Annotated in this window: 16 protein-coding genes; 4 read left to right on the top strand and 12 right to left on the bottom strand. The window is 66.5% G+C overall.

All coding sequences use genetic code 11. From position 1 onward, the window contains the following. The 11 genes from N5E02_RS16975 to N5E02_RS16925 form a co-directional block, all read right to left on the bottom strand. Positions 1-335 (bottom strand): hypothetical protein (locus tag N5E02_RS16975; RefSeq protein WP_279946527.1); only part of this gene is annotated, 335 nt, incomplete at its 3' end. A gap of 238 nt (positions 336-573) precedes the next feature. After that, entirely contained in the window at positions 574-1,281 is a 708-nt protein-coding gene (gene phoU, locus N5E02_RS16970) for a phosphate signaling complex protein PhoU (RefSeq protein ID WP_005415893.1), read from the bottom strand. Positions 1,282-1,357: 76 nt separating this feature from the next. After that, entirely contained in the window at positions 1,358-2,188 is an 831-nt protein-coding gene (pstB, locus tag N5E02_RS16965; protein WP_049411272.1) for a phosphate ABC transporter ATP-binding protein PstB, read from the bottom strand. Between the two features lie 19 nt (positions 2,189-2,207). After that, positions 2,208-3,071 (bottom strand): phosphate ABC transporter permease PstA, encoded by an 864-nt coding sequence (gene pstA, locus N5E02_RS16960; RefSeq protein ID WP_005415894.1) that lies wholly within the window; start codon positions 3,069-3,071, stop codon positions 2,208-2,210. Further along, positions 3,071-4,039 carry a phosphate ABC transporter permease subunit PstC gene (gene pstC / locus N5E02_RS16955; protein ID WP_012479635.1) on the bottom strand — a complete coding sequence of 323 codons (969 nt, stop codon included), beginning with the start codon at positions 4,037-4,039 and terminating at the stop codon, positions 3,071-3,073. The genes pstA and pstC overlap by 1 nt, the downstream gene beginning before the upstream one ends. A gap of 82 nt (positions 4,040-4,121) precedes the next feature. Continuing rightward, entirely contained in the window at positions 4,122-5,216 is a 1,095-nt protein-coding gene (gene pstS, locus N5E02_RS16950) for a phosphate ABC transporter substrate-binding protein PstS (RefSeq protein ID WP_279946526.1), read from the bottom strand. A 408-nt stretch (positions 5,217-5,624) separates the two neighbouring features. Further along, positions 5,625-6,641 carry a phosphate ABC transporter substrate-binding protein PstS gene (gene pstS, locus N5E02_RS16945; RefSeq protein WP_065177412.1) on the bottom strand — a complete coding sequence of 339 codons (1,017 nt, stop codon included), beginning with the start codon at positions 6,639-6,641 and terminating at the stop codon, positions 5,625-5,627. 222 nt (positions 6,642-6,863) lie between these two features. Beyond that, positions 6,864-8,075, bottom strand: coding sequence for an OprO/OprP family phosphate-selective porin (locus tag N5E02_RS16940; RefSeq protein WP_065186086.1), 1,212 nt, complete (start codon positions 8,073-8,075; stop codon positions 6,864-6,866). 196 nt (positions 8,076-8,271) lie between these two features. Beyond that, on the bottom strand, positions 8,272-8,961 hold the full coding sequence (gene nth, locus N5E02_RS16935; protein ID WP_053501078.1) for an endonuclease III: 690 nt from the start codon (positions 8,959-8,961) through the stop codon (positions 8,272-8,274). Further along, complete coding sequence (locus N5E02_RS16930) at positions 8,961-9,314, bottom strand: hypothetical protein (protein ID WP_005415900.1); 354 nt, start codon at positions 9,312-9,314, stop codon at positions 8,961-8,963. Before N5E02_RS16930 ends, nth begins: the two co-directional genes overlap by 1 nt. Before the next feature lie 4 nt (positions 9,315-9,318). Next, a complete protein-coding gene (locus N5E02_RS16925; protein WP_111202185.1) occupies positions 9,319-10,101 on the bottom strand; it encodes an enoyl-CoA hydratase-related protein in 783 nt (260 codons plus the stop codon). Between the two features lie 167 nt (positions 10,102-10,268). Between N5E02_RS16925 and N5E02_RS16920 the strand changes: the two genes are divergently transcribed. From N5E02_RS16920 to N5E02_RS16910, 3 genes are all read left to right on the top strand, one after another. After that, positions 10,269-10,970: an FKBP-type peptidyl-prolyl cis-trans isomerase N-terminal domain-containing protein gene (locus N5E02_RS16920; RefSeq protein ID WP_005408797.1), complete on the top strand. Its 702-nt coding sequence runs from the start codon at positions 10,269-10,271 to the stop codon at positions 10,968-10,970. Positions 10,971-11,187: 217 nt separating this feature from the next. Beyond that, positions 11,188-11,991 (top strand): CoA pyrophosphatase, encoded by an 804-nt coding sequence (locus tag N5E02_RS16915; RefSeq protein WP_111202184.1) that lies wholly within the window; start codon positions 11,188-11,190, stop codon positions 11,989-11,991. Then, a complete protein-coding gene (locus N5E02_RS16910) occupies positions 11,988-12,890 on the top strand; it encodes a sulfurtransferase (protein WP_065195767.1) in 903 nt (300 codons plus the stop codon). Before N5E02_RS16915 ends, N5E02_RS16910 begins: the two co-directional genes overlap by 4 nt. Before the next feature lie 377 nt (positions 12,891-13,267). Here the strand turns inward: N5E02_RS16910 and N5E02_RS16905 are convergent, their stop codons facing one another. Beyond that, on the bottom strand, positions 13,268-13,834 hold the full coding sequence (locus tag N5E02_RS16905; RefSeq protein ID WP_053498686.1) for an N-acetylmuramoyl-L-alanine amidase: 567 nt from the start codon (positions 13,832-13,834) through the stop codon (positions 13,268-13,270). A 72-nt stretch (positions 13,835-13,906) separates the two neighbouring features. On the opposite strand from N5E02_RS16905, the gene N5E02_RS16900 reads away from it, so the two are divergent. Continuing rightward, positions 13,907-14,434: an alpha/beta hydrolase gene (locus N5E02_RS16900; RefSeq protein WP_065186090.1), complete on the top strand. Its 528-nt coding sequence runs from the start codon at positions 13,907-13,909 to the stop codon at positions 14,432-14,434. Positions 14,435-14,471 lie beyond the last annotated feature (37 nt).

The following is a 14,471-nucleotide window of genomic DNA, read 5'->3' as shown; positions in this document are numbered from 1 at the left end:
TTGCCTTCGCCGCACTTGCCTTCAGCCGACTTCGTGTCGCCGGCCTTGGCCTTGGCGCCCGCTGCGCCGGCAGCCTTGCCCTTGTCGGCACCGCACTTGCCTTCGCCGCTCTTGCCGTCGGCGCCGCACTTGCCTTCGGCGTGCTTGGTCGCGTCAGCGGCCATCTTGTTATCGGCGGCTTTGGCATCGGTGCTGGCCTTGGCCGCCTGGCCGGCCACCAGGTAGCCCTGGGCGAGGTCGCTCATGCTCAGGGCCGAGGCACTGGCGGTCATGCCCAGGCCGGCGGCCAGGGCGGTAGCGGTCAGCAGGGACAGGGTCTTGTTGGAACTGCTCATCGGTCTTACTCCTGGGTGGTGGGCAGGTGCCCGGGGTGAATCGATGGTGCAGCGATCCTACTCAACGAATCCTCGCCAAGAACTCAAATTTTCGTGAGATTTGTTACAGAAGCATCCGGAAGGTCTGCGCCGGGCAAGCACGGCGCCCACAACGCGGGTGGAACACCGCAAAAAAAGAAAGGCCGCTGTCACAGGACAGCGGCCACCTTGGAGTCGACTCCGGTGTTGCAGTGCAGCGTCAGGGCTGGCCGGTGCTGGAGGTCTCGTCGCGCTTTTCACGCGGTGGCAGCGGCTGCTCGCCGTGCACCAGGAACCACACGTTCTCGGCGATGTTGGTGGCGTGATCGCCCACGCGCTCCAGGTTCTTGGCCATGAACAGCAGGTGGGTGCACGGGGTGATGTTGCGCGGGTCTTCCATCATGTAGGTGAGCAGCTCGCGGAACAGCGCGGTGTACTGGGCGTCCAGGCGGGCGTCGTCCTCGCGCAGTGCCAGCGCGGCCTCGGCATCGTTGTCGCGGTAGGCGGCGATGGCACGGCGCACCTGCTGCGCGGCCAGGCGGCCCAGCGCGCGCAGGCCCTGGATCTGCGGCAGCGGCGGCACCTTGCCCAGCGCGATCGAGCGCTTGGCCACGTTCGCTGCATAGTCGCCGATGCGCTCGATGTCGGCCGGGATGCGCAGGCCAGCCAGGATCTCGCGCAGGTCGCGCGCCATCGGCCCACGCAGCGCCAGGCGCATCACGTCGTGGCTGATCTGCTGCTCAAGCGCGTCGATCGCTTCGTCGTTGGCGATGATGCGATGGGCGGCGTTCTCGTCGCGCTTCTCGATCACGTCCATCGCCGCTTCGAGCTGGGCGACGGCCATCTCGCCCATGCGCACGATTTCGGCCACCAGGCGCTGCTGCTCCTCGTCGTAGCTCTTGACGATGTGGTCGTTGGGAAGGTTCATGGTTGTTCCGCTCTGTTGAGTCGAGCCATGCTCGACTGACGTTGTCTGGAGAGTCGAGCCACGCTCGACTGACGTTTCAGCCGAAGCGACCGGTGATGTAGTCCTCGGTCTGCCGCTGCGACGGCTGCGAGAAGATCACTTCAGTGCGGTCGTGCTCGATCAGGTCGCCCAGGTACATGAAGGCGGTGTAGTCGGACACGCGCGCAGCCTGCTGCATGTTGTGGGTGACGATCACGATCGTGTACTCGTGCTTGAGTTCTTCCACCAGCTGCTCGATGCGGCTGGTCGAGATCGGGTCCAGCGCCGAGGTCGGCTCGTCCAGCAGCAGCACCGACGGGCGCAGGGCGACGGCACGGGCGATGCACAGACGCTGCTGCTGGCCACCGGACAGACCCAGTGCGCTCTGCCCCAGCTTGTCCTTCACTTCGTCCCACAGCGCGCCCTGGCGCAGCGCCTGCTCGACGCGGTCGGCCATATCGGCCTTGCTCAGCTTCTCGTGGTGGCGGATGCCGTAGGCCACGTTCTCGAAAATGGTCATCGGGAACGGCACCGGCTTCTGGAACACCATGCCGACCTTGCTGCGCAGGCGGTTCATCGGGTACTTCGGCGACAGGATGTTCTCGCCGTCCAGCAGCACTTCACCGCGCGCTTCCAGCTTCGGGTACAGCGCATAGATGCGGTTGAAGATGCGCAGCAGGGTCGATTTGCCGCAACCGGAAGGACCGATCAGCGCGGTCACGCGCTTCTCCGGGATTTCCAGGTTGATGCCCTTCAGGGCGTGGAACTTGTCGTAGTAGAAGTCCAGTCCGCGCGCGGCAAGCTTGACCGGAGCCGGGGTGTGCAGGCTCTCGTGCGAGGACGGCACGGCGATGCGCTGCATCGGCACGGCGTTGGAAAGGTCGTTCATGGCGTTATCCACGGAAAGGTCAGTCATGGGAGATACGGTTGCGCAGCAGGATGCCGCGGGCGGCAAGGCTGACCAGCAGCACGAAGACAGTCAGCACCAGGGCACCGGCCCAGGCCAGTACCTGCCAGGATTCATACGGGCTGCCGGCGAACTGGTTCATCACCACCGGCACCGAAGCCATCGGCTGGAAGATGTTGTTGTTCCAGTACTGGTTGCCGAAGGCGGTGAACAGCAGCGGAGCGGTCTCGCCGGAAATGCGGGCCAGCGCCAGCAGGATGCCGGTGATGATGCCGGCCGAGGCACTGCGGTACAGCACCTGCACGATCACCTTCCACTGCGGGATGCCCAGCGACAGGGCCGCTTCGCGCATCTGCGAGGGCACCAGGCGCAGCATTTCGTCGGTGGTGCGTACCACCACCGGCAGCACGATGAAGGCCAGCGACAGCGCACCGGCGAATGCCGAGAAGTTGCCCCCGGTCTGCATCACGTACAGCGTGTAGACGAACAGGCCCAGCACGATGGACGGCGCCGACAGCAGGATGTCGTTGACGAAGCGGACCACGGTGCCGGCCTTGCGGGCGTTGCCATACTCGGCCAGCCAGGTACCGGCCAGCACGCCCAGCGGGGTGCCGATGCCGATGGCCAGTGCACACATCACGGCACTGCCGAAGAAGGCGTTGGCGAGGCCGCCGTCCTGCATCGGCGGCGGGGTCATCTTGGTGAACAGATCCCAGTTGATGCCGGCCAGGCCCTTGGCAGCCAGGGTGAACAGGATCCAGCCCAGGAAGAACAGGCCGAACAGGGCGGTGGCGCAGGACGCAGTGATCGCAACGACGTTGCCGATGCGGCGGCGCAGGTACAGCGAATCAGCGGTGGTGGACATCAGTTGCCCTCCTTGCGGGACAGGCGCATCAGCATCAGGCGGGCGATGGCCAGCACCACGAAGGTGACGATGAAGAGGACGAAGCCGAGCAGCAGCAGGGCCGAACGGTAGGTTTCAGTGGCTTCGCCGAAATCATTGGCGATCAGCGCGGCGATGGTGGTGCCCGGTTCCAGCAGAGACGGCGACAGGCGCACGCTGTTGCCGATCACGAAGGCCACCGCCATCGTTTCGCCCAGCGCGCGGCCCAGGCCGAGGAAGATGCCGCCGATGACCGCCGAACGGGTGTAGGGCAGGACGATGTCCCAGCTCACTTCCCACTTGGTGGAGCCCAACGCGTAGGCCGATTCCTTCAGGCGGGTGGGCACGGTCAGGAACACCTCGCGCATCACCGAGGAAATGAACGGAATGACCATGATGGCCAGCACGAAACCGGCGGTGAGCATGCCGATGCCCAGCGGCGGGCCCTGGAACATCGGGCCGATGACCGGCCATTCGCCCAGGGTCTCGTTGAGGAACGGGGTCACGTACTCGGTCATCACCGGCACCAGCACGAACAGGCCCCACATGCCGTAGATGATCGAGGGAATGCCGGCCAGCAGTTCGATGGCGGTACCGACCGGGCCACGCAGCCAGCGCGGCGCGACCTCGGTGAGGAAGAAGGCGATGCCGAAGCTGACCGGCACGGCGATGACCATCGCGATGACAGCGGTGACCAGGGTGCCGTAGATCGGAGCCAGGGCGCCGAACTTGTTTTCGACCGGATTCCAGTCGGCGGAGAAGAAGAAGCTCAGTCCCTGCATCTGCAGGGCATGGCGACCGCCCCACAGCATCGACAGCGCGGCGCAGGCCAAGGCGATCAGTACGAAGATGACGGTGCCGACCAGCACCCATCGGAACAGTTTGTCGTTGCGGGCATCACGCGCATCACGCGTGGACGGGGCGGCTACAGGCTGGGCGATGGCATTCATGGGGACGGCTGGGCCAGGAAGGGGCGGGGCGGCACGGCGTGGAACAAGCGGTGCCCGCGCGGGGCGGGCACCGTCGGGTCCATCACTTCAGGTCGGTCGCCCAGTAGGCCTCGATCTGCTTGACCAGTTCAGCCGGCAGCGGCACGTAGTGCAGCTCGTTGGCCTGGGCCTGGCCGTTCTCGAAGGCCCACTTGAAGAAGGCCAGGGTGTCCTGGTTGCGCTTGGCGTCCTTCGGCTGCTTCTGCATCAGCATGAAGTTGGTTGCGGTGATCGGCCACGCCTGCTCGCCCGGGGCGTTGGTGATGACCAGGTTGAAGTCCTTGGCGCTGGCCCAGTCGGCGCTGGCGGCCGCAGCGGCGAAGGTTTCCGCGCTCGGCTCGACCCAGTTGCCGGCGGCGTTCTGCATGGCGGTATACGGCATGCCGTTCTGCAGGGCATAAGCCAGTTCGACGTAGCCGATCGAGCCCTTGATCTGCTTCACGTAGGACGCAACGCCTTCATTGCCCTTGCCACCGACGCCGTCCGGCCACTGCACCGAGGTGCCTTCACCGACCTTGCTCTTCCACTCCGGGCTGACCTTGGACAGGTAGTTGGAGAAGTTGAAGGTGGTGCCCGAACCATCCGAACGGTGGACCAGGGTGATCTTGCCGTCCGGCAGCTTCACGCCCGGGTTGGCGGCGACGATCGCCGGGTCGTTCCAGGTCTTGACCTTGCCCAGGAAGATGTCGGCCAGCAGGGCGCCGCTCAGGCGCAGCTTGCCGGCTTCCAGGCCTTCGATGTTGACCACCGGCACCACGCCGCCGATGGCCGACGGGAACTGCGCCAGGCCGGCCTGGGCCAGCTCCTCGCTGCTCAGCGGCTTGTCGGACGAACCGAAATCGACGGTGCCGGCCTTGATCTGGGCGATGCCGCCGCCGGAGCCGATCGACTGGTAGTTGATCTTGGCGCCGGTGCTGGCGTTGTAGTCAGCCGACCACTTGGAGACCAGCGGGAAGATGAAGGACGCGCCCGCGCCGGACACTTCGGCGGTCACCTTGGCACCGGCACCGGCAGCGGCGGGGGCAGCGGCAGCGCCGGCAGCCGGCTGCTGCGCGGCCTGCTTGTCGCCACCGCAGGCCGACAGGCCCAGGGCGATGGCCAGGGAAAGGGCGGCAAGGCCGGCCGAGTGCAGTTTCATGGTCACTCCATAGCGGGGAAGAGCCGACGTGGTCGGCGGATGCGGCTATGAAATGATGTTTTTGTTACAGCCGTATTACGACCATGACAGAGGTGTCCTGGATCACGTTCTGACAAGGGTTTCACAGGGTTGGCGCCGATCCGGCCGGGGCCCGGAAACCCCGGATCTGCGCACTGATATGACGGCGGGTTGGTCCTTGCAGCGTCAATGCGCGACAGCTCCCTGCCCACGGTAGGTGCGGACCGTTGGTCCGCATGCTCCAGAGCGCAGCCGAGCGTCGGCTCGGCTCTACAGAGGCAGGTGCATCCCCGAAAACAAGAAGAGCGCGAGATCTCGAGGATCTCGCGCCCGGGTGGGAGCGGCGGGGGAGAGAGGACCCGCCGCCCCCGTTCCTGCGGGGGAACGCGCTTACTTCAGGTTCTGCGACCAGTAGGTCTCGATCTGGCGCACCAGGCTGTCCGGCAGCGGCACGTAGTCCAGCTGGCGGGCCTGGGCGTCGCCGTTCTTGTAGACCCAGCGGAAGAACTCCTGGGTCGCCTTGCCATTGGCAGCATTCTTCGGCGTCTTCTGCACCAGGATGAAGTTGGTGGCGGTGATCGGCCAGGACTCGGCGCCCGGCGCATTGGTCATCACCAGGTAGAAGTCGCGGGCGTTGGCCCAGTCGGCGCTGGCAGCGGCGGCAGCGAACGAGGTGTCGCTCGGCTGCACGAACTTGCCGGCGGCATTCTTCATCGCGGTGTAGGAGAGCTTGTTCTGCAGCGCGTAGGACAGTTCGACATAGCCGATGCCGCCCTTGATCTGCTTCACGTAGGCGGCAACACCTTCGTTGCCCTTGCCGCCGATGCCGGCCGGCCACTGCACCGAGGTGCCTTCACCGACCGAGCTCTTCCACTCCGGGCTGACCTTGGACAGGTAGTTGACGAAGTTGAAGGTGGTACCCGAGCCGTCCGAACGATGCACGACGGTGACCTTGGCGTTCGGCAGGGCTACGCCCGGGTTCAATGCGGCGATGGCCGGGTCGTTCCAGGTCTTGATCTTGCCCAGGAAGATGTTGGCCAGCACGGCGCCGTCCAGCTTCAGGGCGCCCGGGGCGATGCCGGCCACGTTGACCACCGGCACCACGCCACCGATCACCGACGGGAACTGCGCCAGGCCTGCAGCAGCCAGGTCTTCCGGCTTCAGCGGCGCATCGGAAGAGCCGAAATCAACGGTCTTGGCCTTGATCTGGGCAATGCCGCCGCCGGAACCGATGGACTGGTAGTTGACCTTGTTGCCGGTTGCGGCGCTGTAGTCGGCCGACCACTTGGACATGACCGGGTAGATGAACGATGCGCCCGCGCCGGTGATGTCGGCGGCGTTGGCGGCGAACACGGACGATGCAGCCAGGATGGCGACAGCGGCGCGCGATTTGAAGGCGTGGATCACGGGGAGACTCCTGGGGTGGTGGTCGAAGGGCGGTTGCCCGACGTTTCGGTGCACATTCCATAACGGTTGCGTGACACGTCCGCGTCTGTCATATGACGCGGGCGTGACACGCGTCATGAGGGATGTCGCGTCCGCTGTGCCGGCAGGACGGCACGGGTATCGCTGCAACGACGAAGGCACGGCCGGGGCCGTGCCTTCGCGGTTCAACGCAGGTGGCTGGGCTTACCAGAAGAACTGCGCGCGGGCTTCCAGGATGTTGGGATCGTCGTTGACGAAACCGCGCGCCGTGGAGCTGTACTTCTTGCTGTCGACCATCACGTAGTTGAGCATCAGCTTGAAGTTGGAACGCAGGTACCAGTTGGCGCCCACGGTCCAGATGTCCATCTTGCCGCCCAGCACGCCATCGACGATCGGCGGGCGACCGGCGACCGGATTGGCGGCGAGGTTGCCGTCATTGAGGTCCATGTGGTCGTAGCGCACGCCCAGCTGCCACTGGCCGCCGGCCGGGTTGTTCGGCAGGCCGGTGCCCGGAGTGCCGCCCTTGTAGCTCCAGGTCTCGCCGGTGACGTTCCACACGCCGCTGATGTAGTAGCCGTCGCTGGAGTAGTTGTCGTGGTCGTAGCGCTTGGCCTTGCTGGTGTAGTACTCGGCCTGGGCCTTGAAGGGACCCTGGAAGTACATCGCTTCGGCACCGATGGTGCTGACGCGGTCGGTGTCGGTCAGGTTGCCGCTGTCAACCAGGCGGGCAGTGGCGAGGTCGGCATTCGGACGCGCACGCACGCGCAGGGTGTCGGCGTCGGCGTCGTAGTTGACGTAGCTCAGACCGAAGTGCAGGACCTGGCCCTTTTCATTGATCGGGGCCCAGGTGCCACGCGCGCCGTAGCCGCTACCGTGGGCCAGGTTGCGGGTCAGCTCGCGGCCGAAGGCGCTGGCGGTCACCGACCAGTTGTCCTGGCCGTAGCTGTACGCGCCGCCCAGGCGGCGGGCGATGGCATAGGTATTGGTGACCGCTGCCTTGGAAATGAAATCGTTGTTCTTGGTGCTGGACAGTTCTTCCAGGCTGTTGGGCTGCTTGAACTGGCCCAGCTGCAGGAAGTGGTTGGCGTTGCCCAGCAGCTTGTACTTCACGTTGGTGTCGAGGAACTTGTCGGCCTTGGCGTCATAGCCGACCACCCACTCCACGTTGCCCGGGCCCTTGCCCTTCAGCACCAGCTCGGCGCGACGCAGTTCGAATTCGCTGTTCTTGCCGTTGCCGGCGTCGCCACCGTTGAGGTCGACCACATCGTTGTGGAACCAGTTGCCGTCGGCCTGGACCAGGCCTTCGAAGGTGATTTCCGAACCGCCGATCACGTCGATGGCGACTTCGGCGTGTGCAGCCGGCACATACAGCGCAGCAGCCACGGCCACCGTCAGGAGTTGGTGATGCAGTTTCATGGAGAGGAGCCTTGCAGGCAGGTGGGAAGATGCGCGCAGGCTAGAAGGTAAAGATTGCGTAAATGTGACAGTTCACGCGCGGCAGACATCCGCCGCAGGCCCCGTCACGGCAGGGCCTGCCATTGAAACCGCTTGCGTATGACGCCCGGATTGCGACCCGGTTGCAGTAGAGTCACGCCCTGCGTGGATGCTGCCGTCACTCGGCCGTGGTCTTTTCCTTGAACCGGCACAGGTCGGCGATCACGCAGCCCGGGCAATCCGGCTTGCGCGCTTTGCACACATAACGTCCGTGCAGGATCAGCCAGTGATGCGCGTCGAGCAGGAACTCGGCCGGGATCACCTTCACCAGCTTGTCTTCCACTTCGCGCACGTTCCTGCCCGGCGCCAGTCCTGTGCGGTTGGCGACGCGGAAGATATGCGTGTCCACCGCCATCACCGGTTCGCCGAACGCGGTGTTGAGCACCACGTTGGCGGTCTTGCGCCCGACACCCGGCAGCGCTTCCAGCGCTTCGCGATCGCGCGGCACTTCACCGCCATGCTTCTCCAGCAGGATCGCGCAGGTGGCGATCACGTTCTTTGCCTTGGCGTTGAACAGCCCGATGGTGGCGATGTACTGCTTCAAGCCATCCTCGCCGAGCGCAAGGATCTTCGCCGGCGTGTTGGCGACCGGGAACAGGCGGCGCGTGGCCTTGTTGACGCCGACGTCGGTGGCCTGCGCCGACAACGCCACCGCCACCAGCAGCTCGAACGGCGAGCTGTACTCCAGTTCGGTCTTCGGGTGCGGGTTGAGTTCGCGCAGGCGGGTGAACATCTCCACCACGTCGGCGCGTGGCATCGTGCCGCCACGCCGCGCCGGGGCGCGTGCGGTCTTTTTCGTGGTGGCCATTACTGTTCCTTGCCACTGGCGCGGGCCTTGGCCCGGGCCAGAATCGCGGCTGCCGCAGCGGGCAGGGCGGGCTTCACGTCCGGGGCTGGTGCCGGAGTGCGACGTGCATCGCGCTCGGCCTCGCGGCGGGCCAGGCGCACCGCACGGGCACGGTAGCGTTCGCGTGCAGCCCAGGCCGCGCGCAGTTGCTGCTGGGCCTGGCACAGGCGTTGCGGAAGGTCGGGGTGGTCAGGCAGCAACCGGTCGTCGCCGGCACGGACGATGTAGTCCATCAGCCCGGCCTGCAGGGCACCATCGAGATCGTCTGCCTGGACCCGGGCGAACAACTGCGCGGGGTTGGGTCGGGATGCCATGGCGTCAGCGGTTCTGGAAGGCCGGCGCGCGGCGTTGCAGGAAGGCGCTGGTGCCTTCGCGCATGTCCTCGGTGGCGAACAGCAGGCCGAACTGCGCACTTTCGTATTCCAGCCCGGCCTCCAGGCTGCATTCGCCGCCCACGTGCACCGCGTCGAGCAGGCCACGCAGGGCCAGCGGGGCCGAGCGTGCCAGCTGGCGGGCGACGTCCTGCACCCGGTTGTCCAGCGCGTCGGCCGGCACGACTTCGTTGACGATGCCCAGTTCCAGCGCACGCGCGGCGTTGATCGGCGCCCCCAGCAGGCACAGCTCCAGGGTGGCGGCGCGGCCGCACAGGCGCAGCAGGCGCTGGCTGCCGCCGAAGCCGGGGATCAGGCCGAGGTTGATTTCCGGTTGGCCGAGCTTGGCGGTATCTGCGGCGATGCGCAGGTGGCAGGCCATCGCCAGTTCCAGGCCACCGCCCAGTGCGAAACCATTCACGCGTGCGATGACCGGTTTGGGCATGCGTTCGATCTGGCGCATCAGGGCCTGGCCCAGCAGCGAGAAATCACGTCCCTGAACGGCGCTGAGAGTGTTCATTTCCGCGATGTCGGCACCGGCCACGAACGCCTTGGGGCCCGCCCCGGTCAATATCATGACGCGCACCTCCGGATCGGCGGCGGCGTCGCTGAAGGCATCGGCCAGGGCCTGCAGGGTCGCGGCGTTGAGGGCATTGAGCTTGTCCGGGCGCTGGACGGTCACGGTGCGGATGGCGCCGTCGTCAGCGACAGCGATCAGGGCATCGGCCACGGGGAAACTCCTGGAACGTTAAAAAAAAGTGATATTGAACTCTGGAAACGCAGACGGGTCATAGCCTGCATCGTGAGTAGCGGTTACACGTTGCGCCCGTTATCCTAACCCGTCGCCTCAGGGCGGCGCAGAACGTCCCTGAGTTACCACCCCTGGAGAACTGTTTGATGAAGTTGCGTTCTATCGCGGTCGCCGTCGCGGCCCTGGCCCTGACGGGCAATGCCTTCGCCCAGGACGTCTCGTCCGAAAAGGGCAAGCTGAGCTACTACTTCGGTTACGACTACGGCAACAACCTGGCGGAGCTGACCGGTCGTGGTGAGCAGCTGGACATCAACTCGGTGGTGAAGGGCCTGCAGGATGCCTACGCCAAGAAGCAGCCGGCGATCACCGCCGAGCAGCTGAAGCCGGCCGTTGAAGCGTTCCAGAAGCGCGAGCAGGGCCGTGCCCAGGCCGCCAAGGCCGAGTACGAAAAGGCGGCTGCCGAAAACAAGACCAAGAGCGACCAGTTCATCGCGGCGAACAAGGCCAAGGCCGGTGTGCAGTCCCTGCCGAGCGGCGTCCAGTACCGCGTGATCGAGGCCGGCAAGGGTGCCAAGCCGACCCAGGCCAGCACTGTGCAGCTGGAAGTGGCCGGTCCGTTCCCGTACGGCCAGCGCCCGACCGAAGCCCGCCCGGCCCAGCAGATCCCGTCGATCAAGGTCAGCGAAGTCGAAATGAAGGCCATGCGCGAGACCCTGCTGCAGATGCCGGCAGGCTCGAAGTGGGAAGTCACCCTGCCGCCGGACCAGGCCTACGGTGCCGATCCGCGCACCCCGTTCCCGCCGAACGTGGCTGTGCAGTTCGAGATCAAGCTGGTCAGCGTCAAGTAAATCGAAGCAGCAAACGAAACGCGCCGGTGATTCCACCGGCGCGTTTTTGTTTGCGCAGTCCCTGACGGTAGAGTCGACTGTCAGTCGACTGTTTTTGGGTCACATCGGGGAAACGCCCGCGCTGCGCGCGCGAGTCGACTGACAGTCGACTCTACCGTCCGGCTGGGCCACCCGCGCAAATTCAGCCCGATCGCGCTACTGTTGGCGGGTGCAAACAATGGAAGAAACGGCGCGTGTTGTCGCAAGTCCCTGCATCGGAGTGTGCACGCTGGATCCGCACCGGCGATGCGCCGGCTGCGGGCGGCATATCGATGAGATCGCGCGGTGGTCGTCGATGAGCAACGAGGAACGCAGCCGCATCCTGCATCGCGTGCAGCCCCTGCGGCAACAACTGCAGCAGTCCCTGCGCGGTTCGCTGACCGACCACGAACGACTGATGCGCGCGCTGCACCCCTTGGCCCAACCACCTGCGGGCGACGGCTGGAACCGCAGTGAGCTGGTCGACCTGCTGCCGCCCGGGCCTCCAGTGGAGGCTGCGGTGCTGGCCGGCATCGTGCCGCGCGCCAACGGCGCACAGGTGATCCTCACCCGTCGCACCGAAACACTGCGCACCCATGGTGGCCAGGTCGGATTCCCCGGTGGCCGCACCGAACCCGATGACCGCGACGCGCTGGCGGCCGCGCTGCGCGAGAGCCAGGAAGAAATCGCATTGGCGCCCGGCCAGGTGCAGGCGCTGGGGTATCTCGATCCCTTCGTCACCATCACCGGCTACCGCGTCACGCCGGTGGTGGCGGTGGTCGATCCGGAGTTCGTGCCTGTGCCGCAGCCCAGTGAAGTAGCCGAGGTATTCGAGGTGCCACTGGATTACCTGATGGCGCCTGACAGCCTGCGCCAGGTCGAAATCAACCATCGCGGCCGGGTACGCCACGTGCTTGAGTATGGCTGGCCGGGCCAGCGCATCTGGGGGGCGACCGCCGCCATTCTCTACAACCTGCGTCGCCGCCTGGAGCAAGTGCAATGAAGCTGATCGATCCGCCGTGGACCACCCTGGTCGATGTCGCCACCCTGGCTGCCGCGTTGGGCGAAGGCATCCGCGTGGTCGACGCACGCGCCACTGCCAGCACTGCGGTGCGGGTGGTCGATGCGCGCTCCTCGCTGGCCGACCCGCAGGCGGGAAGCAGCCAGTATCTGGCAGGTCATATCCCGGGTGCGGTGTATGCCGATCTGAATCGTGACCTGTCTGATCTGTCGCGTGTCGGCCATGGTCGCCATCCACTGCCGGACAGCGATGCCTTTGCTGCGAAGCTGGGGCAGTGGGGCATCGGCCCCGACACCCAGGTGGTGGTCTACGATGGCAGCGACGGCAGCATGGCCGCCTCGCGCCTGTGGTGGCTGCTGCGCCTGATCGGTCACAGCAGGGTGGCCGTACTCGACGGCGGCATCGCCGCCTGGCAGGCCGCCGGTCACACGTTGGAAAGCGGCCAGGCTGAAGTGACAGCGCTGCCTGCCTACCCGGGCCGCTTCGACACCATCCAGATCGCCAACGCCGATGAAATCACCGCGCGGCTGAAGCATGCGCCGGGCTGGCTGGTCGACGCGCGGGCGGGTGAGCGTTTCCGTGGTGAAGTGGAGCCGCTGGACCCGGTGGCCGGGCATGTGCCGGGCGCGGTCAACCGCCCGTTCGCATTGAACGTACTCGACGGCCGCCTGCGCGACGCACAGGAGCTGCGCGCCGAACTGCAGGGCGTGATCGGCACCCGCGATCCGCAGCAGGTGGTGCTGATGTGCGGTTCCGGCGTGACCGCCTGCCATCTGCTGCTGGCGATGGAAAGCGCGGGCCTGAGCGGCGCGCGCATCTACGCCGATTCCTGGAGCGGCTGGGTGAGCGACAGCAGCCGCCCGGTGGCGACCGGCGCCTGAGCCGCGCGGGGTCGGATCCGTTTTCCAACGGAAAGCGGCTCTGACCCCATCAACCGAAAATCGGGGTCAGAGCCCGTTGCGCAGCAACGGGATCCGACCCCGTGTCGATTCGAAGGATCGCGGAGAACTGTCGAAGGCGGGGTGGGTCCGGTTGCGGGGGTGTCCGCGGCATGGATGCCGCGGCCAAGCCGCCATGGGTGAGGGCGCTTTGCTTGCGAAGCACTGCTTCGCAAGCGCCCGAACGCACAGCCGCCAGCGGCTGGGCCGGCCTGGGGCTTTACGGCGTCCCCCGCAATCGGATCCACCCCGCCATCCCCCGGAATGCCAGCTCTTGACGTTGACGTTGCCTCTGCGGGTGCAGGGCGCAGCCCTGCCGCTTACCCAACCGGCTGCAGTGGCACCTTGGCCAGGATTCGCGCCCACGGGAACAGCGGCCCCGGATCGCGCTTGCGCGCCACCGTCAGCGCCGCATCGTCGCTGGCCGGCACCTGCTCCAGGTCCAGCTGGTCATGCCCGGCAATCCGCCGCAGCGACGGATAGTGCGCCACCAGCGCTTGCAGCAGGCCTTCCAGCGCCTGCAGCTGTGCCTCGGTGTAGGGCTCGTCCATCGCCTGGTGGCGGCTGTCGAACCAGTCCGGATAGCGCCCGCGGTTGACCAGCTCGATGCCCAGCGTATGCGCGTTCATGCCGCGCACGTGATGGGCCACGCGTTCCGGCGCCACGTACTGCACCACGCTGCCATCGCGGTCGATGTAGAAGTGCCCGCTGTTGCCGGCGCCGCTGTCGTACAGCACGCGCTCGCCGTACTCGCGGGCCATCGCCAGATCGGGCAGCTCGGTGCAGTGGATCACCACCATTTCCAGCGAGGCGGGATCCCGCAGCGGCAGTCGGTCGTGATAGGGCAGGGGCTGCAGCTGCAGGCCGGGCAGGAGCGGGTTGGGCATCCGGCGATGCTAGCATTGCGGCATGAATCTGCCTTCCCTTTCCTCGTCGGCCCGCGCCCACGGAGCACGCGCATGAGCCGCGGCCACTGCATCCTCTCCCATGGCTTCGAGAGCGGCCCGGAGGCGACCAAGGTCACCGCGCTGGCCGAGGTGGCGCAACGCCTGGGCTGGACCCACGAGCGCCCCGACTACACCGACCTGGACGCGATGAGCGAGGTCAGCCGGGTGGGCGACGTGCCGACCCGCCTGCGCCGTCTGGTTGAACGCGCCGCCATCGCCGCCCGTCAGGGGCCGGTGGTGCTGGCCGGCTCCAGCCTGGGCGCCTACATCTCCGCCATCGCCTCGCTGCAGGTGCCGGTAGCCGGCCTGTTCCTGATGGTGCCGCCGACCACCATGGGCCCGATGCCGGCGCTGGACGCCGCTGCGGTGCCGACCACGGTGGTGCAGGCCTGGCATGACGATGTGGTACCGGCTGCCGGCGTGATTGCCTGGGCGCAGGCGCGTTCGGCGCAGTTGCTGCTGGTTGACGATGGCCACCGCCTGGAGCGCCACGTGGAGGCCTCCGCGCAGGCCTTCGAGCGCCTGCTGCGGCATCTGTGAAGCCAGGGCGCACGGCGCGCCCGCCCGCATTGACTAC

The sequence above is a fragment of the Stenotrophomonas sp. GD03777 genome (assembly GCF_029842485.1).
Taxonomy (GTDB): domain Bacteria; phylum Pseudomonadota; class Gammaproteobacteria; order Xanthomonadales; family Xanthomonadaceae; genus Stenotrophomonas; species Stenotrophomonas sepilia.
The sequence above is the reverse complement of the archived record's forward strand: the minus strand, read 5'-3'. Positions and strand labels throughout refer to the sequence as shown.

What these genes read in the sequence shown, in the direction of transcription:
- N5E02_RS16920 (WP_005408797.1), top strand. Translation starts at nt 10,269, where the DNA reads ATGAAGTTGCGTTCTATCGCGGTCGCCGTCGCGGCCCTGGCCCTGACG.
- N5E02_RS16900 (WP_065186090.1), top strand. Translation starts at nt 13,907, where the DNA reads ATGAGCCGCGGCCACTGCATCCTCTCCCATGGCTTCGAGAGCGGCCCG.
- pstS (WP_279946526.1), bottom strand. Translation starts at nt 5,216, where the DNA reads ATGAAACTGCACTCGGCCGGCCTTGCCGCCCTTTCCCTGGCCATCGCC.
- N5E02_RS16915 (WP_111202184.1), top strand. Translation starts at nt 11,188, where the DNA reads ATGGAAGAAACGGCGCGTGTTGTCGCAAGTCCCTGCATCGGAGTGTGC.
- N5E02_RS16905 (WP_053498686.1), bottom strand. Translation starts at nt 13,834, where the DNA reads ATGCCCAACCCGCTCCTGCCCGGCCTGCAGCTGCAGCCCCTGCCCTAT.
- pstA (WP_005415894.1), bottom strand. Translation starts at nt 3,071, where the DNA reads ATGTCCACCACCGCTGATTCGCTGTACCTGCGCCGCCGCATCGGCAAC.
- N5E02_RS16940 (WP_065186086.1), bottom strand. Translation starts at nt 8,075, where the DNA reads ATGAAACTGCATCACCAACTCCTGACGGTGGCCGTGGCTGCTGCGCTG.
- pstB (WP_049411272.1), bottom strand. Translation starts at nt 2,188, where the DNA reads ATGAACGACCTTTCCAACGCCGTGCCGATGCAGCGCATCGCCGTGCCG.
- phoU (WP_005415893.1), bottom strand. Translation starts at nt 1,281, where the DNA reads ATGAACCTTCCCAACGACCACATCGTCAAGAGCTACGACGAGGAGCAG.
- N5E02_RS16910 (WP_065195767.1), top strand. Translation starts at nt 11,988, where the DNA reads ATGAAGCTGATCGATCCGCCGTGGACCACCCTGGTCGATGTCGCCACC.
- N5E02_RS16930 (WP_005415900.1), bottom strand. Translation starts at nt 9,314, where the DNA reads ATGGCATCCCGACCCAACCCCGCGCAGTTGTTCGCCCGGGTCCAGGCA.
- nth (WP_053501078.1), bottom strand. Translation starts at nt 8,961, where the DNA reads ATGGCCACCACGAAAAAGACCGCACGCGCCCCGGCGCGGCGTGGCGGC.
- pstC (WP_012479635.1), bottom strand. Translation starts at nt 4,039, where the DNA reads ATGAATGCCATCGCCCAGCCTGTAGCCGCCCCGTCCACGCGTGATGCG.